20 protein-coding genes are annotated in these 22,224 nt (G+C 73.0%); 10 read left to right on the plus strand and 10 right to left on the minus strand.

Annotation, left to right across the window (positions count from 1 at the left end):
* Window positions 1-33: 33 nt before the first annotated feature.
* From ACWCV9_RS07755 to ACWCV9_RS07770, 4 genes are all read left to right on the plus strand, one after another.
* Entirely contained in the window at window positions 34-3,468 is a 3,435-nt protein-coding gene (locus ACWCV9_RS07755; RefSeq protein ID WP_450784753.1) for a DNA polymerase III subunit alpha, read from the plus strand.
* Complete coding sequence (locus tag ACWCV9_RS07760; RefSeq protein WP_450784754.1) at window positions 3,465-4,439, plus strand: DNA polymerase Y family protein; 975 nt, start codon at window positions 3,465-3,467, stop codon at window positions 4,437-4,439. The genes ACWCV9_RS07755 and ACWCV9_RS07760 overlap by 4 nt, the downstream gene beginning before the upstream one ends.
* Before the next feature lie 231 nt (window positions 4,440-4,670).
* Window positions 4,671-5,531, plus strand: a complete 861-nt coding sequence (locus ACWCV9_RS07765; RefSeq protein WP_450784755.1) for an esterase/lipase family protein — start codon at window positions 4,671-4,673, stop codon at window positions 5,529-5,531.
* Window positions 5,532-5,684: 153 nt separating this feature from the next.
* Window positions 5,685-6,143 carry a GNAT family N-acetyltransferase gene (locus tag ACWCV9_RS07770; protein WP_450784756.1) on the plus strand — a complete coding sequence of 153 codons (459 nt, stop codon included), beginning with the start codon at window positions 5,685-5,687 and terminating at the stop codon, window positions 6,141-6,143.
* Window positions 6,144-6,164: 21 nt separating this feature from the next.
* On the opposite strand, the gene ACWCV9_RS07775 is transcribed toward ACWCV9_RS07770, so the two are convergent.
* On the minus strand, window positions 6,165-6,299 hold the full coding sequence (locus ACWCV9_RS07775) for a hypothetical protein (RefSeq protein WP_385846546.1): 135 nt from the start codon (window positions 6,297-6,299) through the stop codon (window positions 6,165-6,167).
* A 111-nt stretch (window positions 6,300-6,410) separates the two neighbouring features.
* On the opposite strand from ACWCV9_RS07775, the gene ACWCV9_RS07780 reads away from it, so the two are divergent.
* The gene (locus ACWCV9_RS07780) at window positions 6,411-7,031 is read left to right on the plus strand and encodes a class I SAM-dependent methyltransferase (RefSeq protein ID WP_450784757.1); all 621 of its coding nucleotides are present in this window, start codon (window positions 6,411-6,413) and stop codon (window positions 7,029-7,031) included.
* A gap of 36 nt (window positions 7,032-7,067) precedes the next feature.
* Here the strand turns inward: ACWCV9_RS07780 and ACWCV9_RS07785 are convergent, their stop codons facing one another.
* Both ACWCV9_RS07785 and ACWCV9_RS07790 read right to left on the minus strand, forming a co-directional pair.
* Window positions 7,068-7,568 carry a DUF402 domain-containing protein gene (locus ACWCV9_RS07785; RefSeq protein WP_450784758.1) on the minus strand — a complete coding sequence of 167 codons (501 nt, stop codon included), beginning with the start codon at window positions 7,566-7,568 and terminating at the stop codon, window positions 7,068-7,070.
* Window positions 7,549-8,478, minus strand: a complete 930-nt coding sequence (locus ACWCV9_RS07790) for a GNAT family N-acetyltransferase (protein WP_450784759.1) — start codon at window positions 8,476-8,478, stop codon at window positions 7,549-7,551. The genes ACWCV9_RS07785 and ACWCV9_RS07790 overlap by 20 nt, the downstream gene beginning before the upstream one ends.
* A 71-nt stretch (window positions 8,479-8,549) precedes the next feature.
* Here ACWCV9_RS07790 and ACWCV9_RS07795 point away from each other — a divergent pair, with 71 nt between their 5' ends.
* Window positions 8,550-8,918 carry a GntR family transcriptional regulator gene (locus ACWCV9_RS07795; RefSeq protein WP_385846550.1) on the plus strand — a complete coding sequence of 123 codons (369 nt, stop codon included), beginning with the start codon at window positions 8,550-8,552 and terminating at the stop codon, window positions 8,916-8,918.
* Between the two features lie 57 nt (window positions 8,919-8,975).
* Here the strand turns inward: ACWCV9_RS07795 and ACWCV9_RS07800 are convergent, their stop codons facing one another.
* Together ACWCV9_RS07800 and ACWCV9_RS07805 are read right to left on the minus strand one after the other, a co-directional pair.
* Window positions 8,976-9,746: a DUF72 domain-containing protein gene (locus ACWCV9_RS07800; protein WP_450784760.1), complete on the minus strand. Its 771-nt coding sequence runs from the start codon at window positions 9,744-9,746 to the stop codon at window positions 8,976-8,978.
* Window positions 9,747-9,761: 15 nt separating this feature from the next.
* Window positions 9,762-10,856, minus strand: coding sequence for a DUF5925 domain-containing protein (locus ACWCV9_RS07805; protein ID WP_450784761.1), 1,095 nt, complete (start codon window positions 10,854-10,856; stop codon window positions 9,762-9,764).
* 117 nt (window positions 10,857-10,973) lie between these two features.
* Between ACWCV9_RS07805 and ACWCV9_RS07810 the strand changes: the two genes are divergently transcribed.
* A complete protein-coding gene (locus ACWCV9_RS07810; RefSeq protein WP_450784762.1) occupies window positions 10,974-12,344 on the plus strand; it encodes a xylan 1,4-beta-xylosidase in 1,371 nt (456 codons plus the stop codon).
* A 19-nt stretch (window positions 12,345-12,363) separates the two neighbouring features.
* On the opposite strand, the gene ACWCV9_RS07815 is transcribed toward ACWCV9_RS07810, so the two are convergent.
* The 5 genes from ACWCV9_RS07815 to ACWCV9_RS07835 all read right to left on the minus strand — a co-directional run bounded on the left by ACWCV9_RS07815 (window position 12,364) and on the right by ACWCV9_RS07835 (window position 19,430).
* Window positions 12,364-15,963, minus strand: a complete 3,600-nt coding sequence (locus ACWCV9_RS07815; RefSeq protein ID WP_450784763.1) for a lipopolysaccharide biosynthesis protein — start codon at window positions 15,961-15,963, stop codon at window positions 12,364-12,366.
* The gene (locus tag ACWCV9_RS07820) at window positions 15,956-16,756 is read right to left on the minus strand and encodes a polysaccharide deacetylase family protein (RefSeq protein ID WP_450784764.1); all 801 of its coding nucleotides are present in this window, start codon (window positions 16,754-16,756) and stop codon (window positions 15,956-15,958) included. The genes ACWCV9_RS07815 and ACWCV9_RS07820 overlap by 8 nt, the downstream gene beginning before the upstream one ends.
* On the minus strand, window positions 16,753-17,838 hold the full coding sequence (locus ACWCV9_RS07825) for a glycosyltransferase family 2 protein (protein ID WP_450784765.1): 1,086 nt from the start codon (window positions 17,836-17,838) through the stop codon (window positions 16,753-16,755). The genes ACWCV9_RS07820 and ACWCV9_RS07825 overlap by 4 nt, the downstream gene beginning before the upstream one ends.
* Window positions 17,835-18,656 carry a glycosyltransferase family 2 protein gene (locus ACWCV9_RS07830; protein ID WP_450784766.1) on the minus strand — a complete coding sequence of 274 codons (822 nt, stop codon included), beginning with the start codon at window positions 18,654-18,656 and terminating at the stop codon, window positions 17,835-17,837. Before ACWCV9_RS07830 ends, ACWCV9_RS07825 begins: the two co-directional genes overlap by 4 nt.
* A 390-nt stretch (window positions 18,657-19,046) precedes the next feature.
* On the minus strand, window positions 19,047-19,430 hold the full coding sequence (locus ACWCV9_RS07835; protein WP_450784767.1) for a hypothetical protein: 384 nt from the start codon (window positions 19,428-19,430) through the stop codon (window positions 19,047-19,049).
* Window positions 19,431-19,754: 324 nt separating this feature from the next.
* Between ACWCV9_RS07835 and ACWCV9_RS07840 the strand changes: the two genes are divergently transcribed.
* The 3 genes from ACWCV9_RS07840 to ACWCV9_RS07850 all read left to right on the plus strand — a co-directional run bounded on the left by ACWCV9_RS07840 (window position 19,755) and on the right by ACWCV9_RS07850 (window position 22,222).
* Complete coding sequence (locus ACWCV9_RS07840) at window positions 19,755-20,561, plus strand: SGNH/GDSL hydrolase family protein (protein ID WP_450784768.1); 807 nt, start codon at window positions 19,755-19,757, stop codon at window positions 20,559-20,561.
* Between the two features lie 228 nt (window positions 20,562-20,789).
* Window positions 20,790-21,383 carry a sigma-70 family RNA polymerase sigma factor gene (locus tag ACWCV9_RS07845; RefSeq protein WP_450784769.1) on the plus strand — a complete coding sequence of 198 codons (594 nt, stop codon included), beginning with the start codon at window positions 20,790-20,792 and terminating at the stop codon, window positions 21,381-21,383.
* On the plus strand, window positions 21,380-22,222 hold the full coding sequence (locus ACWCV9_RS07850) for an anti-sigma factor (RefSeq protein WP_450784770.1): 843 nt from the start codon (window positions 21,380-21,382) through the stop codon (window positions 22,220-22,222). Before ACWCV9_RS07845 ends, ACWCV9_RS07850 begins: the two co-directional genes overlap by 4 nt.
* The last annotated feature ends 2 nt before the right edge of the window (window positions 22,223-22,224 follow it).

Consider the following 22,224-nt stretch of genomic DNA (forward strand, 5'->3'; position numbering starts at 1 on the left):
AACTGATGTTCGAGAGTGGTTCGGGAGGTGGGTGTGCCGGGCTTCGCGCATCTGCACACCGTCTCCGGGTTCTCCGTGCGGTACGGGGCGTCCCATCCGGAGCGGCTGGTCGAGCGTGCCTCGGAGCGGGGGATGGATGTGCTCGCGCTCACCGACCGGGACACGCTCGCCGGTGCGGTGCGCTTTGCCAAGGCCTGTGCCGGGAGCGGGGTGCGACCGGTCTTCGGCGTCGATCTCGCGGTGGGGGAGCGTGCGGCCGTGGGGGAGCGTGCGGCCGTACGCCGGCGGGTGCCGGTGCGGGGCGGCGCCTTCGTCGACGAGTCGGCCCCCCGGGCGACCTTTCTCGCCCGGGACGGCGCCCGTGGCTGGGCCGAGCTGTGTCGGCTCGTCACCGCGGCCCACGCGCGGCCGGGCAGCCCGCTGCTGGCCTGGGAGGACCACCGCGGTGAGGGGCTCGTCGTGCTGCTCGGACCCGGCTCCGACGTGGGCCGCGCCCTCGCGGCGGGGCGGCCCGACCGGGCGGCTTCGCTGCTGACGGCCTGGCGCGAGGTCTACGGGGACGCGGTGCGGCTGGAGGCCGTGTGGCACGGGCGTACCGGGACCGGCCCCGGCTCGCTGCGGCTCGCCGCCCGCACGGTCGGGCTCGCCGCCCAACAGGGGGTGCGGCCGGTGCTCGGCAACGCCGTGCGGTACGCGGATCGCGGGATGGGAGCGGTCGCCGATGTGCTGGATGCCGCGCGGCGGCTGGTGCCGGTCGATCCCCGTGGGGAACTGGATTCGGGCGAGGCCTGGCTGAAGGACGCGTCGGCGATGGCGGAGGTGGCCGAGCGGGTGGTGGAGGCGGCCGGGTACGGCAGGGGTGCCGCCCGGCGGTTGCTGGAGCAGACCCTGGCCACGGCCGAGGAGTGCCGAGTCGATCCCGGGGCGGACCTCGGGATCGGGACCGTGCACTTCCCCGAGGCTCATCTGGTGGGGGCCGGCCGGCGCTCCGCCCAACGCGCACTCGCCTCACGGGCGGTGGCGGGGATGGTGCGGCTCGGGTACGGCGGCCGGCGGGAGTACTGGGAGCGGATGCACCACGAGCTGGACATCATCGCCCACCACGGCTTCGCCTCCTACTTCCTGACGGTCGCTCAGGTGGTGGACGACGTACGGGAGATGGGGATCCGGGTGGCCGCCCGCGGCTCCGGGGCCGGCTCGCTCGTCAACCATCTGCTGGGCATCGCGCACGCCGATCCGGTGGCGCACGGGCTGCTGATGGAGCGCTTCCTGTCCAGGGAACGCGTGGTGCTGCCCGACATCGACATCGATGTGGAGTCCGCGCGGCGGCTCGAGGTGTACCGGGCGATCATCGGGCGGTTCGGCGAGGAGCGGGTCGCCACCGTCGCGATGCCGGAGACCTATCGGGTGCGGCACGCCATCCGGGACGTGGGGGCCGCGCTGTCCATGGACCCGGCCGAGATCGATCGCGTGGCCAAGTCCTTTCCGCACATCCGGGCCCGGGACGCGCGGGCCGCGTTGGAGGAGCTGCCCGAGCTGAGGCGGCTGGCGGGGGAGAAGGAGCGGTTCGGGCGGCTGTGGGAACTGGTCGAGGCGCTGGACGCGCTGCCCCGCGGGGTCGCCATGCACCCGTGCGGGGTGCTGCTCTCCGACGGCTCGCTGCGGGCTCGTACGCCGGTGGTGCCGACCAGCGGTGAGGGCTTTCCGATGTCGCAGTTCGACAAGGAGGACGTGGAGGACCTCGGGCTGCTCAAGCTCGATGTGCTGGGTGTGCGGATGCAGTCGGCGATGGCGCACGCGGTCGCCGAGGTGGAGCGGGCGACGGGGGAGCGGGTCGACCTGGACGCGCTGCCGGAGGGGGACCCGGAGACCTACCGGCTGATCCGGTCGACCGAGACGCTCGGGTGCTTCCAGATCGAGTCGCCGGGCCAGCGGGACCTGGTGGGACGGCTCCAGCCGAGCACCTTCCACGATCTCGTCGTGGACATCTCGCTGTTCCGGCCCGGGCCGGTCGCCGCGGACATGGTGCGGCCGTTCATCGAGGCGCGGCACGGGCGGGCACCGGTGCGCTGTCCGCACCCGGACCTGGAGGAGGCGCTGCGCGGGACGTACGGCGTCGTCGTCTTCCACGAGCAGGTCATCGACATCGTCGCGGTGCTGACCGGATGCGGCCGGGGAGAGGCGGACCAGGTGCGGCGCGGGCTGTCCGATCCGCAGTCGCAGGCGCGGATCAAGGTGTGGTTCGCGCAGCGGGCGGCGGCCCGGGGGTACGACGCGGAGACCGTCCGGCGGACCTGGGAGATCGTGGAGGCCTTCGGGTCGTACGGCTTCTGCAAGGCGCACGCCGTCGCCTTCGCGGTGCCCACGTACCAGTCGGCCTGGCTGAAGGCCCATCATCCGGCCGCCTTCTACGCCGGGCTGCTCACCCATGACCCGGGGATGTATCCGAAGCGGCTGCTGCTGGCGGACGCGCGGCGGCGCGGGGTGCCGATCCTGCCGCTGGACGTCAATGTCTCCGGGGTCGCCCACCGGATCGAACTGGTGTCCGAGGGGAAGGTGTGGGGGCTGCGGCTCGCCCTCTCCGATGTGCACGGCATCAGCGAGGCCGAGGCGAAGCGGATCGCGGAGGGACAGCCGTACTCCTCGCTGCTGGACTTCTGGGAGCGGGCGCGGCCCAGCCGGCCGCTGGCCCAGCGGCTGGCGCAGGTGGGCGCGTTGGACGCCTTCGGTGCCAACCGGCGGGATCTGCAACTGCATCTGGCCGAGCTGCACCGGGGTGCCCGGGGCGGCGGCGGGGGACAGCTCCCGCTCGCGGGCGGGCGCAGGACCGCGCCGGCGGGGCTGCCCGATCTGACGTCGGCGGAACGGCTCAGCGCCGAGCTGGGTGTGCTGTCCATGGACGCCTCGCGCAATCTGATGGACGACCACCAGGAGTTCCTGAAGGAGCTGGGCGTGGTGTCCGCGCGGCGGCTGCGGGAGGCCCGCAACGGTGAGACCGTGCTGGTCGCGGGCGCCAAGGCGGCCACCCAGACGCCGCCGATCCGGTCCGGCAAGCGGGTCGTCTTCTCCACGCTGGACGACGGCACGGGCCTGGTCGACCTGGCGTTCTTCGACGACTCGCACGACGCGTGCGCCTACACCGTCTTCCACTCGTGGCTGCTGCTGGTGCGGGGTGTGGTGCAGCGGCGCGGGCCGCGCAGCCTGAGCGTGGTGGGGTCCGCCGCCTGGAACCTCGCCGAGCTGGTCGAACTGCGCGCCGAGGGCGGGCTGGACGAGGTGGCGGCGCGGCTCGCGGAGCCCGTGGCGCGGGGGGCGGGCGAGGACCCGACCGGCGGGCGGCGGATCCAGCTGCCCACCGGATACGAGATGCATCCGTGGGCCGATCTGCGGCCCGCGGGACCGGAGGCCGCGCAAGGGCCTGCGGCGATACGGAAGTTGTGGCACCAGAGTCCGGGGAGTGCGGGATGACCATCCTCTGCGTACGTTTCCAGCTGCCGCCGATGTACGAGGCGGCCCTGCCCGGGCTGCTCGGGCTGCTGGAGGAGTTCACCCCGGTCGTCGAGGCGCTGCCGCCGGACGGGGCGCTGGCCGATCTCCGGGGCGCCGAGCGGTACTTCGGGCGCAGCGCGGTGGAACTGGCCTCGGTGATCCGGGTGCGCGCGCTCGCGCGGTACGGCGTCGACTGTGCGATCGGCGCCGGTCCGGGGCCGATGCTGGCCCGCGTGGCGCTGCGGGACGCCCGGCCCGGGGTGACCTGTGCCGTGCCCGGGGATCCGGCGGGCGCCGCGGAGTTCCTCGCCGGGCGGCCGGTCGCCGCGCTGCCCGGCGTCGGCGCGGCGACCGCCCGCACCCTCGCGGAGTACGGCCTGGACACCCTGGGCCTGGTGGCCGCCGCGCCGCCGTCCACGCTCCAGCGGCTGATCGGTGCGAAGGCGGCCCGCGAACTGCGCGAGAAGGCGAGCGGCATCGACCGGGGGCGGGTCGTGCCGAACGCCGTCTCGCGCTCGCTGTCGGCCGAACGCACCTTCGGCATCGACGAGCTGGACGCCGGCCGGCACCGCCGTGCGCTGCTGTCGGCCGCCGAGGAACTCGGCGCCCGGCTGCGCGCGATGGAGCAGGTCTGCCGCACCCTGACCCTCACCGTGCGCTATGCCGACAGCTCCGCCACCCCGCGCAGCCGCACCCTGAAGGAGCCGACCGCGCACTCGGCGGCCCTGACCCGGACGGCCTACGGCATGTACGAGGCGCTCGGTCTGCAACGCGCCCGGGTGCGCGCCCTGACCCTGCGCGCCGAGGGACTGACCCCCGCCGCCCAGGCCTCCCACCAGCTCACCTTCGACCCCGTGGACGAGAACGCCCGCCGCATCGAAGAGGCCGCGGACCGCGCCCGAGCCAGGTTCGGCCCCCGGGCGGTGATCCCGGGCACGCTGGCGGCCTGACGCGGCTCGGGGTTTCGCCGATCTGGGGGCCGCCCATGGCTTCGCCTGCCTGGTGATGCCCCGTCGGGGAGCAGGCGGAATGAGCCGGTGGTTACCACTGGAAGTTTTTACTGGCGCGTAACTTCACATCTGCACTACTCGCCCGTAACTTGACGAGTGAACAGCATCCTCGTGATCCGGATCACAGGGTTAGGCCGTCGCACCTCCCTTGAGCCGCAAGGAGATCACACGATGCTGCCCTGGAAGCGAGTGCTCAGACCCCTGGCCGCGCTGCTGCTGACCGCAGCCGTCGCCGCCGTACCCGCTGCCGCCGCCCACGCCGACACCGCGCCGAGCACCGGCTGGAACGACTTCTCCTGCAAGCCCTCCGCGGACCACCCCCGGCCCGTGATCCTGGTCCACGGCACCCTCGGCAACTCCGTCGACAACTGGCTCTCCCTCGCCCCCTACCTGGAGCACCGCGGATACTGCGTCTACTCCGTGGACTACGGCCAACTCTCCGGCGTCCCCGTCTTCTACGGCCTCGGCCCCATCGACCAGTCGGCCGGCCAGCTGTCCGCCTATGTCGACAAGGTGCTCAGCGCGACCGGCGCCGCCAAGGCCGACCTGGTCGGGCACTCCCAGGGCGGCATGATGCCCCGCTACTACCTGAGGTTCCTCGGCGGAGCCGCCAAGGTGAACGCGCTGGTCGGCATCGCCCCCGACAACCACGGCGCCTCGCTGAGCGGACTCACCAACCTGCTGCCGTACTTCCCCGGAGCCACCGACCTGGTCAAGGCCACCACCCCCGGCCTGGCCGACCAGATCCCCGGCTCCGCCTTCCTCACCAAGCTCAACGCGGACGGCGACACCGTCCCCGGGGTCCACTACACCGTCATCGCCACCAAGTACGACGAGGTGGCCACCCCCTGGCAGAGCCAGTACCTGAGCGGCTCCGGCGTCCGCAACGTCCTGCTCCAGGACCTCTGCCCGCTCGACCTCTCCGAACACGTGGCCATCGGCCTGTTCGACCGGATCGCCTTCCACGAGGTGGCCAACGCGCTCGACCCGGCCCACGCCACCACCACCAGCTGCGCGTCGGCCCTCAGCTGACCGTCGCCGGGGCCTGTCCGACCTGAGCCGCCGGACAGGCCCTGAGCAGTTCCAGGAAACCGTGAAATCCCCTGCTGGGGGCCGGTGGTGGAGATCTTTATGGTCCCCTTAAGGGAGTACTCAGACTGCGTTCAGGCGGATAGCCTGCACCGCATGATCACCACAGGGCCGGAGCACGTCCGGATCGCCGTCGCCGCCGATGTCCCGGCCGTGAAAGAGGTCACGGACCTGGCCTACCACCACTACATCGCGCGCATCGGTGTGGTGCCGCAGCCCATGGAGGCGGACCACACCGCCGATGTCGCCGCGGGCAGGGTGTACGTCACCGGGGACCCCGTCGACGGACTGGTGGTGATCGACGCGCTCCCCGGCCATCTCTTCCTGGACAGCATCGCCGTCCGGCCGCAGGCCCACGGCACGGGCGTCGGACGGCGGCTGCTGCACTTCGTCGACGCACGCGCGCGTGAGCTGGGGCTCGGCGAGATCAGGCTGTATACGAACGCGATGATGTGGGAGAACCAGAAGATCTACCCGAAGTACGGGTACGAGGTCGTGGAACGCCGGGTCGACGGCCCCTACGACCGGATCCACTACCGCAAACTGCTGGGCTGAGGCTCCGGCGGTCCGGCCGGGTCAGCCGTCGGGCCACCAGGTGCGCGCGATGTCCTTGCGGACCTCGGGACGTCCCGCAGGGCTCTCGTCCGCCTCCTCGCGGGCACGGCGGCGGTCCGTCCTCTTCAGGGGCTTCTGCACGGTCATACGGCGCATGGCTGCCTCCTTCAGTGTCTACCGTGTTCCGCGTTGTCACGGAGGTAGACGCTTTCGGCGAGAGTTCCTCATCGGTGCCGGGTTGTCAGTGGCGGGTGTCACTCTTGGCGCATGACGAACGCCAACGACAGCACGATCCGGCCGGACGCCGCGATCGACTGGGACACCGAGGCCGCCGCCTTCGACGACGAGCCGGACCACGGCCTGCGCGACCCCGGGGTCCGCGCGGCCTGGGCGGACCGGCTCCGCTCCTGGCTGCCCGGGCAGCCCGCCGACATCCTCGACCTGGGCTGCGGCACCGGCAGTCTGTCGCTCCTCGCGCTCGGCCAGGGACACCGGGTGACGGCCGTCGACTCCTCCCCGGCGATGGTCGAGCGGGCCCGCGCCAAGCTCGCGGGGCACGGGGCGACGGTGCTGCGCGGAGACGCCGCGAGCCCGCCGGTGGCACAGCAAGCCCATGACGTCGTCCTCGTCCGGCATGTGCTGTGGACGCTGCCCGACCCGGCGGCCGTCCTGCGGCACTGGCGCACCCTGCTGCGGCCGGGCGGCCGCTTCGTCCTGGTGGAGGGCGTGTGGGGCGGCGTGCACCCGGTCGGCATACCCGCCGGCCGGCTCACCGCCCTGCTGGCGCCGCTGGCGGCGGACGTGCGGGTGGAGCCGCTCTCCGCCGACCCGCTGCTGTGGGGGAAGGCCGTGGACGACGAGCGGTACGCGGTGGTGGCGCTGGTCTGAGCCGCCCCGCCCCCGCCGGGGACCGGCGGGCAGCGGTCAGGCCAGCAACTGTCCGAAACCGTCCCGGCGGGCCAGCGCCTCCAGCTCCGCCAGGGCGGCCAGCGCGGCGGACGCCGCCTCGGGGTCGCTGTCCGCCAGGCCGCTGTCGGCGAACTCGTCCTCGTCCAGGCGCCGTACGTCCCCGCCGTCGCCGGAGCGCCACAGGTCCAGGTCGAGGTCCTCGACCACCAGCTCCGCACCGGTGCGCACCGCGGGCCGGGTGATGTCGCAGTACCAGCCCTTCACCGCGCCGCCCGGGCCACGGACCTCCTTCACCGAGTACCAGCGGTCCCGCCAGTAGTACTCGGTGAACACATCGCCCGGCTCGAAGCGCACGAAGCCGAAGTCGCGCACTCCGGAGCCCGCCCAGGGCGCTCGTACGGCGATCCGGTTGCCGTCGTCGCCGAGCAGCTCGGCCGGGTAACGGATCTTCGTACGGCCCGCCTTGACCAGCACGACCTCCAACCTCCCCGGAGTCTCAGCCGAGTTCGCGGACATAGCGCACCTCCGTGGCGCAGATCTCGTAGCCGAGCCGGCGGTTGATCGCGAGCATCGGGCCGTTGCCGGTGTCGTTCCCGGTGAGGGCGACCGTGTGCCCGGCGGCGCGGGCGCGGTGCAGGGCGGCCGTCTTGGCGAGCGTGGCCAGGCCGCGCCCCCGGTGGCGGCGGGCCGTGCCGGTCATCGCGGTCAGGTACCGGGTGCCGCCGTCGGTGTAGGCCACGCTGAAGGCGGCGGGGCGGCCGTCGGCCAGCACCACCGTGGTCAGCTCCCGGTCCAGCAGCGGGTGTCCCCACGTCATGGTGAGCCAGGCCTGGTAGTCGCTGAACTCGGCGTCCACATCGCTCGGTTCGTCGGCCGTCGTCTCCCCGTCCAGCTCGAACAGCGGGCGCGGATCGGCCGCGAAGTCGGCCGCCGTGCGCAGCTCGACGCCGGACGGCAGAGCGGGCAGCGGCGGCAGCTCGGCCGCCGCCAGGTCCAGCCGGAGGAAGTGGGCGGAGCGGCCCGCGCGATAGCCGCGCCGTTCGGCGAAGGCCCGGTTGTCCGGCGCGTCCAGCAGCCACCCGAACAGCTTCGTCGCCCCGTGCGCGGCCAGGTGCTCCTCGGCCGCGCGCACCAGCAGCCCGCCGGCGCCGCGCCCGGTGCGCTCCGGGTGCACATAGATGTTGAGCAGCCCCTGCCCCGGTTCCGGGCTGTCGTACGCGAGGCTCACCTGCGCGGTGCCGAGCACCTCGCCGTCCTCCTCCGCGACCAGCGACCGGTGCCGGGCCTCGGCCGGGGTGTGACTCAGATGGTGCAGGATGGCGTCCGGGGTCCACAGGATGTACGGCAGTGCGAGATGCCGTACCCGGGCGAAGGCTTCGACGTCCGCGCGGTCGGCGGGGCGCAGGTCGCGCACGATCACTGTCATGAGCAGGCACCGTACGGGGCGGTGTGCGGTGGATGCCTCCCATTTTCCGCGCGGTGCGCGACAATCGCCCCGTGAGCCTGAAGATCCGCATCGATGACAGCGCGCCGCCGTACGAGCAGGTGCGGGCGCAGATTTCCGAGCAGGCGCGGTCCGGGGCGCTGCCGGTGGGCTACCGGCTGCCCACCGTGCGGGGGCTGGCCGAGTCCCTGGGGCTCGCGGTGAACACGGTGGCCAAGGCGTACCGGGCACTGGAGGGCGACGGGGTGATCGAGACCCGGGGCCGGCACGGCACCTATGTGGCGGCCGCCGGCTCGGCCGCGGCCCGCGAGGCGTCCCTGGCCGCTCAGGCCTATGCCGACCGGGTACGGCGGCTGGGGCTGGCGGAGGAGGAGGCGTCGGCCGCGGTGCGGGACGCCCTGCGGGCGGCCTACGAGGAGTAGAGGCCTCCGGAGTGGCGCAGCGGAGTCACCCGGACCGCACGGAGCGGCTCGGCGGAGTCACCCGTGCCGGACCGGTTCCGGGAAGCGGGTCACCGGCAGGCCCGCCCGCCGGGCCGCCCGGCCGAACACCACCGCGTCCTGCACCGCCGCCCCGCCCGGGTCGTTGTTGAAGTACGCGTACACGTCCGCCCCGTCCGGCCAGGTCGTGGCGATCCGGTCCACCCAGGTCTCCAGGGACCGGCGGCCGTAGCGCGGCCAGGGCCGGGCGCGCCCCTGGTGGAAGCGGACGTAGCCCCAGCCGGTGGTGCGCCACAGCGGGGTGACCGGGCGGGCCAGGACATCCGCCCAGCACAGCGCCGCACCCCGCAGTTCGAGCACCTCGCGCACCTCGGCAGTCCACCACGAGTCGTGGCGGGGCTCGACCGCGACCCGGGTGCCGGGCGGGAAGCAGGCCAGGCAGGTGTCCAGCAGCGCGGGGTCGGCGCGCAGCGTCGGCGGCAGCTGGAGCAGGACCGGGCCCAGGCGGTCGCCGAGACCCGCCGCGTGGCTCATCAGCCGGTGCACCGGCTCCTCGGGCTCCTTCAGGCGCTTGATATGGGTCAGATAGCGGCTGGCCTTGACGGCGACCACGAAGTCCGCCGGGACCCGCTCCCGCCAGGTGGTGAAGGTGTCGTACGACGGCAGCCGGTAGAACGCGTTGTTGATCTCCACGGTCGCGAAGAGCCGGGTGTACTCCTCCAGCCACAGCCGCGCCGGGACCCCGGCCGGGTAGACGAGGTCCCGCCAGTCCTTGTACTGCCACCCCGACGTGCCCACGAACAGGGTCATACCCTCATGAAAGCACTACAGGTACAGGCCCGCGTCCGCGCCCTCCCGGGCCCCCGGCACCGAGGTCGGCGCCGTACCCCGGCGCAGCGCGTACAGCTCGGCGAGGGTGGCGCCGTCCCGGCCGACGCCGGTCTCGGTGCCGAGCCAGTTCACCGCCTCGGGACGGGTCAGCGGGCCCACCTCGATCCGGGCCAGACAGCGGCCGGGCCGGACCACCGCCGGGTGCAGCCGCTCCAGGTCCTCGTTGGTGGTGACGCCGACCAGGACGTTGCGGCCCTGGCCCAGCAGACCGTCGGTGAGGTTCAGCAGCCGGGACAGGGCCTGGCCCGCCGTGTGCTTGGCCTCGCCGCGGATCAGCTCGTCGCAGTCCTCCAGCAGCAGCAGACGCCAGCGGCCCTTGCCGGCGCCGTCCTCCTCGCCGATCGCGATGTCCATCAGATAGCCGACGTCGGAGAAGAGCCGCTCCGGATCGAGGACGCAGTCGACCTGGCACCAGTCGCGCCAGGAGCGGGCGAGGGTGCGCAGCGCCGAGGTCTTGCCGGTGCCGGGCGGCCCGTGGAGCAGCAGCAGCCGGCCGGCGATGTCCTCCGGGGTCGTCTTCATCAGGCGGTCCATCGCCTCCGCCACCGGTGCCGTGTAGTTGGGCCGGATCTCCTCCCAGGTGCCCGCCGCGATCTGACGGGTGGTGCGGTACGGGCCGCGCCGCGGGGAGACGTACCAGAACCCCATCGTCACGTTCTCCGGCTGCGGCTCGGGCTCGTCGGCCGCCCCGTCCGTGGCCTGGTCCAGGACCCGCTTCGCCAGCTCGGCGCTGGTCGCGGTGACCGTGACGTCCGCGCCGCGGTTCCAGCGGGAGACCAGCAGGGTCCAGCCGTCGCCCTCGGCGAGGGTGGCGCTGCGGTCGTCGTCGCGAGCGACCCGCAGCACCCGGGCGCCGTCCGGCAGCAGGGTCGCGCCGGAGCGTACGCGGTCGATGTTCGCGGCGTGCGAGTACGGCTGCTCGCCCGTCGCGAAGCGGCCGAGGAACAGCGCGTCGACGACGTCGGAGGGCGAGTCGGAGTCATCGACGGTGAGCCGGATCGGCAGCGCTTCGTGTGGGTTCGCAGACATGGGGCCATGATCTGTCACGGGTGTGCCGTACGCACGCCATTTCGCGCGGGTGCGCTGTTCTTCCGCTCTTCCCAAGACCTCCCCGAGCCGGCCGTTCCGCCTCTACTGTTGTCCCCGATGGGATGTCATGGGGGGAAATCGGATACCCGGTGGCGGCGGCTCGCCACCGTGCTCGGCGCGGGTGCGGTCCTGCTGGCCCTGGTGGTGACCCTGGTGGGCACGCGCTCCGGCGGTTCCGGCAAGCCCGCGGCCGCGACGGAGCCGTCCGTCGGCTGGGGTTTCACCCATACCCAGTACAGCGCCGACCAGGGCGCGGCGGCCGCCACCGGCCGGGTGCGGCGGCTGCTCGGCGAGGGCGGCGGCCTGGCGCAGAACCAGCACATCATGGGCTGGGGCGCCGACAACCCCGAACCCACCCCAGGACACTACGACTTCGGCGCGCTGGACCGCCGGATCGGCTTCGTCCGCGCCTCCGGCGGCACCCCGGTGATCACCCTGTGCTGCTCCCCGGACTGGATGAAGGGCGGGAAGGCCGCCGCCGGCACCACCGACTGGAGCCGGTCCGCCCTGGAGCGGGCCCCCACCCCCGGCCACTACCAGGACTTCGCCGACCTCGCCGCCACGGTCGCCCGGCGCTACCCGGACGTCCGGCACTTCATCGTCTGGAACGAGTTCAAGGGCTTCTGGAACGACGCCGAGTCCCGCTGGGACTACGAGGGTTACACCCGGCTGTACAACCTCGTGTACCGCGCGCTGAAGAAGGTCGACCGGAACATCATGGTCGGCGGACCCTACCTGGTGATGGACAGCGTCGGCCCGCGCGACGAGAACGCCTCCACCGCGGTGCGGGGACCCTGGGGCGCCATGGACCGGCGGGTGCTGGACGCCTTCTCCTACTGGAACACGCACAAGGCGGGCGCCGACTTCACGGTCGTCGACGGCTCCAGCTACACCCGCGACGACGCGCTGCTGCCCGACGAGTTCGCGGCGACCGACAAGCTGACGGCCGTCGGCGCGTGGGTACGGCGGCAGACCCACGGACTGCCGCTGTGGTGGGCCGAGTACTACGTCGAGCCCGGCGACGGCGACGGCGACCGCACCGGCTGGACCGAGCCGCACCGGGTCGCGGTCCAGGCCACCGGGATGATCGCCATGGTCAAGGGCGGCGCCGACTCCGGCTTCTACTGGAACCCGGAGGAGCGCGGCGGCACCGGCTGCGCCGGCTGTCTGTGGACCCCGACCGACGGCTCCGCCGGGGGCCGGCCGCTGCCCCTGTACGACCTGGTCTCCCGGTTCGCCAAGGCGTTCCCGCCGGGCACCCGCTACACGTCCGTGTCCGTCGCCGCCGACGACGTCCCCGATGTCCGCGTCCTCGCCGACGACAAAGCCGTCCTCGTGGTCAACACCCGGAACCGCACGATCAGCGCCCAGGTCGACGGCAGACGCTTCGACCTGGGCGCCTACGAGGTGAAGTGGCTCAGCCGCTAGGCACAGCCGCTGGGCCACCTCACTTCAGTGTCACGAACCGCTGCACCAGCGAGGCCAGGACCAGCGCCAGCAGCGGCAGCGAGAACCAGAACCCCGACTGGAGCAGCCGCAGCCGCCGTACGCCCGGCCGGAGCGCCACCCGGGCCAGCTCGCGGGCGGCCAGCAGCAGGACCAGCGCCACCGCGGCCAGCGCGCCGACCACCGACCACGGCGTCCAGGTCACCAGCGGTCCGACCGGCCCGGGGTCCGGCTTCGGCACCGCCCCCGACGGCCGCTCGCGCAGCGCGTACACCGTGACGTCGGCGTCGGCGAAGACCTTCGTCAGCTCCCGCCGCCCGTCCAGGTTCCCGAGCAGCCGGGGCTCCCAGGACGCCGGGTAGCCCGCGTCCAGCTCGAGATACGTCACCTGACTGCGGTTGATCATCAGATACGAGTTCGGACCGGCCTCCTTCAGTGATGTGACCAGGCCCGACACCAGCACCGGGTCGGCCGGGGCGAGCGTGGGCACGTAGTCCACCCGCTCCATGTCCCGCGCGCCCCACGGCAGCGCCGGCGTCACGTCGTTGACGGTGTCCTGGGTCAGCCACAGCAGCCGTACCGTCGGCCGGTCGTGGGCGTACACCCAGTCCATCGCCGCGACCTCGCCGGGCCGGGTCCGCTCGAACGGCTCGTTGCCCCAGCGGGCCACCAGGAATCCGCCCATCAGCAGCAGCCCGGCGAGCAGCGCCGCCAGCGGGGCGAGGTTCCGCCGCACCCCGGCGCGTTCCCCGGCGGTGTCACCGGCGCGCGGGAAGAGGGCGAGGGCGGCGAGCAGGGCCGCCCCGGGCACCGCGAACATGAAGACCCGCAGCGCCATCTCACCGCCGTACGACTGCATCCCGAAACCGAGGAACGGCACGAACGTCAGCACCAGCAGCGAGCGATCCCGGTACCGGTGCAGCCGGCGCCGCCACCAGCCCCAGCAGGCGCAGGCCAGCAGCGAGCCGGCCAGCAGCACCCGGGTGTACAGCACCAGCTTGTGGGTCGGACTCCCGCCCTGGATACGGCCGGAGACGGAGGTGGAGACATTGCTGCCCACCCCGCCGACCCCGCCGAACAGGTCGTCGAAGTGCCCGGACCAGTACGGCTCGGCCATGAAGCCGACCCAGACCGCGACCAGCACTGCGAACAGCAGGGGCAGCCCGCGCAGTTCGGACCGGCCGAGCAGGACGAGGGCCGCCAGCACGCCCAGCATCACGAACGGGGTGAGCTGGTGCGCCGGGACGGTCGCCGCGTAGAGGGCGATCAGGACCAGCAGCAGCACGGCCCGCTGCCGGCGGTCGGCGGGCCGCACCTCGGCCTCGCCGGGCCGCGCCTTCGTCCAGATGACCCGCGGCGGGCGGAACCAGACCAGCAGGATCGCCACGAAGGCCAGATAGAGGAGGTAGGTGAAGCCCTGCGGGGAGAAGTAGTCCTGCCCCACCCAGCCGCACAGCACGAAGATCCAGACACCGGTCCACTTCGCCCGCCAGCTCGCCCGCAGCGCACGGGTGAGCAGGAACACCGGTGCCAGGTAGGCGAGTTGCACGGCCGTCGGCCACCAGCGGATGACCTCGGTGAAGTCGGTGACCCCGCACGCCCGGCCGACGAACGCGGTCACCGCGAAGAAGCCCGGCCAGCTCCAGCGGGCGTCCAGGTCCGGTACGGCGGAGCCGGTGCGGTCGATGTAGTCGAGGAAGCCGAGGTGCTGCCAGGCCGTGGGGAACCGCGGCTCGGTCTCGATCACGGCGGGCAACGCGTGCAGGGACACCACCGTGGCCAGCAGGGTGAGCAGCAGCAGCGCCCGGTGCTCGCGGCGCAGCCGGAGCAGCCCGGCGAACACGGTGATCAGCAGCGCGGCCCCGACCAGGGTCGGCAGCGGCAGCACCGAGACCAGACCGAGCCCGCCCATCCGGTCCAGGTCGGCCTCACCGAGCCGCAGCGCGGGCACCCAGTACAGCAGCAGCGCGGCGATCAGCAGACAGCCGAGGACCACCCCGGAACGGGTGGGCAGCAGCCGGGCGCGCGCCGACGGGCCCGGGGCGGTCCTCGGGGCCGGCTGCTCCAGCGGCAGCCGGGTGCCCGCGGGCGGGGTGCCGGGACCCGGCCGGACGTCCGGACGCCGTTCCTGATGGTCGAAGTCCACATGGATGCCGAGCGCGACGGTGTCGGAGTCCAGCGCCCAGGCCGGGCCGGGCCGGCGCGCCGGGGCGGCCGCGACCGCGACCTCGCACGTCCCCAGATCGGCCAGGTCCCCGTCGGGTGCCGCCGTCTCCGGCACGCCGACGGGAGCCGACCGGACGGTCCGCCACAGCCTGGGCGCGGTGATCGCGACGATCACCGTGAGGCTGGAGATCTCGGCGACGCCCGCGCCGGTCAGCCCCATCCGGGGCAGCAGCAGCAACGTCAGACCGAGCACCAGCGCACACAACAGGCCCTGCATCCAGGCCAGTCCCGCGGTACGGCTCTGCGCGCGCAGCACCGCGAAGCAGGTCTCCATGACCACCCGCAGCAGCGCGCCGACCGCGAACCAGCGCAGCAAGGGGGTGGCCGCCGCCGCGTAGCCCGGCCCGAACACGCCGAGGATCCAGGGCGCACCGAGGAACAGCAGCGCGGAGATCGGCAGCATGATCCGGAACATCCGCTTCAGCGCGGCACGGGTGTCGGCGGCCAGCCGTGCCGGGTCGTGCGAGCCCTCGACGGTGAGCGAGGCACCCATGTTGATCGCGAGGAGGTTGGTGGTGCCGCCGATGGTGGTGGTGATGTAGAAGTAGGCGTTCTGCTCCGCGCTGACCTGCGAGGCGATGATCACCGGGACCAGGTAGACCACGGCCAGCGAGAACAGCGAGCCGGTGTAGTCCCCGGCCAGGAACCGCCCGATCTCCCGTGGCGTCGGCGGTCTCGCCCGCCCCTCGGTGGCCCTCACGTGCCGGGGCACCAGCCGGCGGAACACCAGCCAGCCGAGCGGCAGCACGGAGGTGGCGATGGCGGCGACCCAGGACACGAAGACACCGGCGGTCGGGATCGCCACGGCGAACGCGGCGAGCAGGCCCAGCTTCACCGCCGAGAACACCGTGTTGCCGACCGGCACCCAGGGCGCGCTGCGCAGCCCGGTCAGCACCCCGTCCTGGAGGGTGAGCACGTTCCAGGCGGCGACGGCCACGACGAAGCCGAGCCCGTTGACGGTCCCGTGCAGGAAGCGGTACGACGGCCCCCAGGCGTCCAGGGTCAGCAGGAACACCCCGGCGGCCACCGCGACCACCAGCGAACTGCCCGCGTACGTCAGCACGACGAGCCGTCCGGTGCGCGCGCCGGAGACCGGGATGAAGCGGGCCAGCGCGCCGGTCAGGGTCACCGCGGTCAGCCCGGCGAGCAGCTTCATCGCGGCGATGGCGGCCGAGCCCTGCCCGACCGCCGACTCGGTGTAGTAGCGGGCCGCGGCCAGCCAGAAGCCCAGCCCGAGGACGGCGGAGATGCCGGTGTTGAGCATCAGCGCGTAGGCGTTGCGGAACAGCGGGCTGCCGCCCGGTGCCCGGCCCGCCTGCTCGGACGTCCGGGCGCCGGGCGCGTCGGCCTCGGTCGTGGTGGTCGTGTCAGACACGGGTACGGATGGCCTTCCGGCGGACCTGGCGGGCTCTGCGGACGAGGGCGTACCCCTGGGTGAGGGCACGGTCCCTGGCGAAGTCACGGGCGAGGGCGCGGCCGTGCAGCAGCCGCTCGAACTCCGCCGCGCCCGTGCTGCGGCGCACGGTGACCCGGCGCAGCGCGTACGGCCCCTGGCGGCGGTGGGCCAGGTCGTTGCCGACGGCGAGCGCCTGGTCGTACCCGGCCGCGCGCACCGCCTGGCGGACCCGGCGGCTGGAGTAGCCGTACGGGTAGGCGAACGACACCGGGCGGACGCCGAGCTCCTCGGTGACGATCTCGGTGCAGCGGGTCAGCTCGGTGCGCAGCGCGTCGTCGGGGAGCTGGTCGAGCTGCGGATGGGTGTGGCTGTGGCCGCCGATCTCGACCCCGGCGGCGGCCAGTTCGCGCACCTGCCGCCAGTCGAGCATGGTGTCGAGGCCGCCTCCGGTGTCGTACCCACCGCGGAGCCAGCCGGTGGAGACGAACAGGGTGGCCGGGAAGCCGTGCTCGGCGAGCACGGGCAGGGCATGCCGGTGCACGCCCTCGTAGCCGTCGTCGAAGGTGATCAGCACCGGCCGGGCGGGCAGCGGGCGGCCGGACCGCCAGTGCGCGGCGAGATCGGCGGTGGTGACGGGGGTCAGCCCCAGGTCGCCGATGAGCGCCAGCTGCTCCGCGAACGCCTCCGGCGCGACCGACAGGGCCCGGGTGGCGGCGTTGGGCGCGATCGCGACCGAGTGGTACATGAGGATGGGCACGGGCGTGTCGCTCACGGCTGCCTCCCGGGTCCGGCGTCTGCATCCGCGGGATCGTCAAGGCCGCTCACAGGACCGGCGGCGCTCGCCGGGCCGGGGTCGCCGGGGATCGGCGGTGCCGTGCACGCCGTACCGCCGTGCCGGGCGCGCAGGGTGCCGAGGGCGTAGCCGCCGGCGGCGCTCAGCACGCCCGTGACGATCGCGGCCGCGCGGCCCGCGCCGCCCGGGCGGCCGAGCAGGGCGTCCCGAAGTCCCCGGGCGATCCCGGCGGGCAGCACCCGGGTGGTGTAGCGGCGTTCGGACTCCAGGCCCTTGTCCGCGCCGACGCTCCTGGCCACCAGGGCCTTGGACAGGCCCTCGGCGTAGGTGCGGGCGCGGAAGTAGCCGAAGCGCTCGCGGGGTGCGGGCACCCGGTGGTGGATGACCGCGCGGTCGTCGATGAGCAGGACGGCGTCGGGGCGGGACCGGGTGAGGCGGATGCACAGCTCCGTCTCCTCGCAGCCCAGCGGGCGGCGGTCGCCGTCGCGGCCGATGCCGGTGGCGAAGCCGCCCGCCGCGGTGAAGGCCGTACGGCGGAAGGAGGCGTTGCCGCCGAGGACGTTGCGGACCCGCACCCGGCCCGGCGGCAGCCCCTTGTAGGTGCAGCCCACCACCCAGTCGAACTCCGCCGGGAACCAGGCGGGCCGCCGGCCGGACGCCCAGACCGGCTCGGTACGGCCGCCGACCGCCATCACGCGTGGGTCGGCGTACCCCTCGGCGAACCGGCGCAGCCAGTCCCGTTCGGCGACGGCGTCGTCGTCGAGGAAGGCGATCACCTCGCCGCGGGAGGCGGCGATGCCGGTGTTGCGGCCGGCGGACAGCCCGCGCGGACCGGCGTTGGCCAGTACCCGGACGCCGTCCGTCTCCTTGTACTCGCGCTCCAGCCGGCTGTGCAGGGCCGGGTTGTGGTCCACCACCAGGAGCGTCTCCAGGGCCGGATACGACTGTGCGCGCACCGAGGCGACCGCCGCGAGGATGTCCTCCCAGCGGTCCTCGGTGTACACGCAGATCACGACGGAGACACCGGGATCCCCGCGGCCGTCTCCCGGCTCGTCTCTCACGACAGCTCTCCCCGGACCGTGTCGAGCAGCGGGGAGGGGCGTTCCTGGCGGCGCAGTTCGCGCCGGTTGGAGCGTTCCCCGAGGATGACCCTGAGCACCCGTATCCCGTCCCGTACGGCGCGCAGGTTGCTGGTGCCATGGATGCGGAGGTACTCGTGGCTGGGTATCTCCTGCACCTTCAGTCCCGCCTTGACCACTCTGATGTTCATCAGCGTCTCGACCTCGAAGCCGGTGCAGTCGAGGTCGATCTTGTCGAGGCAGTGCCGCCAGAAGGCGTTGTAGCCGTAGCACAGGTCGGTGTAGCGGGCGCCGAACTTGCGGTTGACGATGGTGCACAGCGCCCAGTTGCCCAGCTTGCGGACGAAGGTCATGTCGTCCGTGCCGCCGCCGTTGGCGAACCGGGAGCCCTTGGCGAAGTCGGCGCCGGAGACCAGCGCGGAGACGTACGACACGATCTCGTTGCCGTCGGCCGAGCCGTCCGCGTCGACCATCACGATGATGTCGCCGGTGCAGGCCTCGAACCCGGTGATCAGGGCATCCCCCTTGCCCTTGCCCCGCTGTTCGACGACCCGGACCTCCGGCCACAGCGAACGCGCCACGTCCACGGTGTCGTCCGTGGAGTTGCCGTCGACCAGCACGACCTCGTGTATCCAGTGCGGCAGCGACTTGAAGACGTAGGGCAGGTTCTCCGCCTCGTTCATGGCGGGGATCACCACGCTCACCGGCGGAGTGATCGCCAGGTGCGAGGAGATGGGCCGGTAGTGGTCGGCGAAGAGCGGATCCTGCCCTGAACCAGGCGGGCGCAGAACGGAACTCATGGGTTTTTCCCTCTCGTCCGGTGGACCGCCCGCCCCTGGGCGGCCCGGCTGTGTGTCCGGTTCGAAAGGGGGGTTCTCGTCATCGGCACGGGGAGCGGGTCTCCGTGCGCGTGGACGAGCTGGCAAAGCTGGCCGGACTGCCGGGAAAAGACGGCAGCCGGTCGCGCGGCACGGCTCGGTCACCGAAGCGGCCACCGAGCACGGCACCCCCCTACCGCGCCCCGCACCGACGAGCGCCGTGGCCCTGAGCCCTCCCCTGGAGCCGTTGCCGACGTGCCGGTGCGGGTGTGATGTACGACGGTATTGACGGTTGAAGTGGATAGGCAACCCCTGAGGGGATGCCTCACTTTTTTGTTGGTTTCTCTACTACATAACTTTGGCCCAGATTGCTCACGGTTGGGGGCGTTTTCCGGAAACTTGTCCCCGGCGCCGGGCCGTGCGCAGAACCACGAGCAGGAGCAGCAGGCTCAGCACGGTCACCGCGGCCACTCCGCCCCGGACCGACCAGCGGTGCACGGCCAGCAGGCCCTGGGCCACCAGCATGTTCAGCGCGACGGAGCCCGCAAGCGCGCACAGTGTCCGGCCGAAGGGATCCAGCCCGCGCAAGCCCGCGGCGATCGCCGCGGCCGGCGCGCCGAGCAGGAAGAACAGCGTGCAGGGAGCACGCAGCGGTGAGTCGGTGTCGAGCAGTGCGAGCAGCGCGCCGGCCGCCCCCACGGCCGCCGCGACGCCCGCGAGCAGTGCCGGCAGGGCCCTCCCCGACCCTGGCCGCACTCGCTCGGCGTCCCCCGGAGGGCTGTCCGATGAAGGTGTCTTGATCCCGAAGGTCTGCATGGGCGACTTTGCCCCCCGACGCGCCGGATGCCGGGCTTCAATGTGGCCCACCCGCGCGGGACCGTCAAGGGCGTCCGGGGCCGCCGGCGGGGGCGCACGGGGTGACGGCGTATCAACCCATATGGCATGCACATGCAATAGCTGAGCGGTGAACGTCTTGGGTCGATCCTGTTCAGAGCGCAACAGTTTTGGCATGGACACTTCCCGTCAACACGCGTAGTTGGTACGACGGTTGACGCAGAGATCCTGCTAAAGGGAGGTTCCATGAGACGTTCCCGACTTACCGGATTCGTGACCTCGCTCCTCCTCGCCGCCGGCCTCGGTCTCACCGGGGCCGCTTCCGCACAGGCCTCCTCGACGGCCGTGTCCGGCGGCTATGTGGCGCTCGGCGACTCCTACTCCTCCGGGGTGGGCTCGGGCAGCTACCTCAGCTCCAGCGGCAGCTGCGACCGCAGCACCAAGGCGTACCCGTACCTGTGGAACGCAGCCCACAGCCCGTCCTCGTTCGCCTTCAACGCCTGCTCTGGCGCCACGACGGACGACGTGCTCGCCAACCAGCTCGGCTCGCTGAACTCCAGCACCTCACTGGTCTCCCTCACCGTCGGCGGCAACGACGCCGGGTTCTCCGACGTCATGACGACCTGTGTGCTCCAGTCCGACAGCTCCTGCCTGGCCAGGATCCAGACCGCCGAGAACTACGTCGACACCACGCTCCCCGGCAAGCTGGACACCGTCTACAACGCGATCAGCGCCAAGGCCCCCGCCGCCCGGGTGGTCGTCCTCAGCTACCCCCGCTTCTACCTGCTCGGACAGAGCTGCCTCGGCCTCTCCGAGACCAAGCGGTCCGCGATCAACGACGCGGCCGACTACATCGACGCCGCCATCCAGAAGCGCGCCCAGGCCCACAACTTCGTCTTCGGCGACGTGCGCTCCGCCTTCGCCAACCACGAGATCTGCTCCAGCGACTCCTGGCTGCACAGCGTCAACTGGCTCGACATCGGCGAGTCGTACCACCCCACCGCGGCCGGCCAGTCGGGCGGCTTCCTGCCGGTGTTCACGAACGCGGCCTGAGCCGGACACCCGGCGAAACCACACCCCGCCCCACCCCGTTCGGGCTCGCCCGGCAGAGTGAAGTTCCCGGCGAGCCCGCACCAGACGCGGAGGCCCCGGCCGACGGGGTCTCCGCCGTTTCGCATCCGCCGCAGCACGGATACCGGGCCCGGAAAATCTTCCCGGCCCGCCGGCCCGCGTTTTCGGCCCGCCGATCCGTACCACCGTGGGGAGGTGTGTGCGGTGCGGATGCGCGGTACGCGAGGAAGACCCGGCTGCGGCCGCGGGGAGCGGGCCCGCGAGGCAGCCGACGAGCTGCTGCTGCTCGTGGCGGGCGGCGACCAGCGGGCCTTCGAGGAGCTGTACGCACTGGTGTCCGGCCCGGTCTACGGGCTGGTACGACGCGTGGTGCGGGACCCCGCCCAGTCCGAGGAGGTGGTCCAGGAGGCGCTGCTCGAACTGTGGCGCTCCGCCGCCCGGTTCGACCCCCGGCGGGGCAGCGCCCTCTCCTGGATCCTCACCCTGGCCCACCGCCGGGCCGTCGACCGGGTGCGCAGCGCCCGCGCGGCCGGCGAGCGCGAGCAGCGGGAGGCACTGCGCGCCGGGGAGGTGGCGTTCGACCAGGTGACCGAGGAGGTGGAGGCCGGCCTCGAGCGCGAGTGGGTGCGCCGCTGTCTGCGCCGCCTCACCGAGCTGCAACGCCAGTCCGTGACCCTCGCCTACTACGACGGCTACACCTACCGCGAGGTGGCGGAGCGCCTCTCGCTGCCGCTCGGCACGGTCAAGACCCGGATGCGGGACGGCCTCACCCGGCTGCGCGAGTGCCTGGGAGGTGCCGCATGAGCCTCTTCGGCAGGCGCCTGCGCGGCGAGGACCCGCACTCCCTCGCCGCGCCCTACGCCCTCGACGCCCTCGCACCCGGCGAACGGCGCCGCTTCGAGAAGCACCTGCGGGACTGCGATCGCTGCGCCGCCGAGGTGCGGGCCCTGGCCGAGGATGCGGTGCGCCTGGCCTGGTCCACGGCGACCCCCGCGCCCGCCGCCCTGCGCGACCGGGTGCTGGCCGCGGTGCGCGCCACCCCGCAGGAGCCCCCGGCCCCGCGCGCGTACGGCGGACGGCCGCCGGTGCCGGAGCCGGACACGCGCCGGCTGCCGCCGTACGTCTGGGACGGCCGGCTGTCGCCGGGGCGCGGCCGTACCCCGCGCGGGCGCCCCCTCCTGGTGCCGTTCGCGACGGTCACGGCCGCCGCTGCACTGGTCGTCGCCTCCCTCTTCGCCGTCCAGGCGGACCGCACCCGGGACCGGCTCGACGCCGGGCAGGCCCGGGCACGTGAGATCGCCCACGTTCTGGCCGCTCCCGACGTGCGCGCCTCGCGCAGCGCGGACGCCCGCGGCCGCGGTATCGGAGTGATCGCTTCCGTATCGCGCCGGGAGGCCGTCGTCACCCTCAGCGGATACGGCGCCCCGCCCGGCGGGCGCGTTCACCAGCTCTGGCTCATGCGCCCCCGCGTGCAACCGCGCTCCCTCGGGCTCTTCGCGGGCGACACGCCCTTGGTCGCGCGGGGTCTCGACCCCGGCTCCATGTCACTCGCCGTAACCGTCGAGCCTGACGGGGGATCAGCTCGGCCCACCGGTCAGCCGATTGTCCAACTCGGCCTGAAATCGGTTGGATTCGGAGAGTAGTC

This window comes from Streptomyces sp. NPDC001606 (assembly GCF_053596835.1).

Coding starts and splice junctions, on each gene's coding strand:
- ACWCV9_RS07800 (WP_450784760.1), bottom strand. CDS start 9,746: ATGACCCTGTTCGTGGGCACGTCGGGGTGGCAGTACAAGGACTGGCGG.
- ACWCV9_RS07810 (WP_450784762.1), top strand. CDS start 10,974: ATGGGATGTCATGGGGGGAAATCGGATACCCGGTGGCGGCGGCTCGCC.
- ACWCV9_RS07830 (WP_450784766.1), bottom strand. CDS start 18,656: ATGAGTTCCGTTCTGCGCCCGCCTGGTTCAGGGCAGGATCCGCTCTTC.
- ACWCV9_RS07765 (WP_450784755.1), top strand. CDS start 4,671: ATGCTGCCCTGGAAGCGAGTGCTCAGACCCCTGGCCGCGCTGCTGCTG.
- ACWCV9_RS07785 (WP_450784758.1), bottom strand. CDS start 7,568: ATGTCCGCGAACTCGGCTGAGACTCCGGGGAGGTTGGAGGTCGTGCTG.
- ACWCV9_RS07760 (WP_450784754.1), top strand. CDS start 3,465: ATGACCATCCTCTGCGTACGTTTCCAGCTGCCGCCGATGTACGAGGCG.
- ACWCV9_RS07805 (WP_450784761.1), bottom strand. CDS start 10,856: ATGTCTGCGAACCCACACGAAGCGCTGCCGATCCGGCTCACCGTCGAT.
- ACWCV9_RS07770 (WP_450784756.1), top strand. CDS start 5,685: ATGATCACCACAGGGCCGGAGCACGTCCGGATCGCCGTCGCCGCCGAT.
- ACWCV9_RS07845 (WP_450784769.1), top strand. CDS start 20,790: ATGCGCGGTACGCGAGGAAGACCCGGCTGCGGCCGCGGGGAGCGGGCC.
- ACWCV9_RS07780 (WP_450784757.1), top strand. CDS start 6,411: ATGACGAACGCCAACGACAGCACGATCCGGCCGGACGCCGCGATCGAC.
- ACWCV9_RS07775 (WP_385846546.1), bottom strand. CDS start 6,299: ATGCGCCGTATGACCGTGCAGAAGCCCCTGAAGAGGACGGACCGCCGC.
- ACWCV9_RS07840 (WP_450784768.1), top strand. CDS start 19,755: ATGAGACGTTCCCGACTTACCGGATTCGTGACCTCGCTCCTCCTCGCC.
- ACWCV9_RS07790 (WP_450784759.1), bottom strand. CDS start 8,478: ATGACAGTGATCGTGCGCGACCTGCGCCCCGCCGACCGCGCGGACGTC.
- ACWCV9_RS07850 (WP_450784770.1), top strand. CDS start 21,380: ATGAGCCTCTTCGGCAGGCGCCTGCGCGGCGAGGACCCGCACTCCCTC.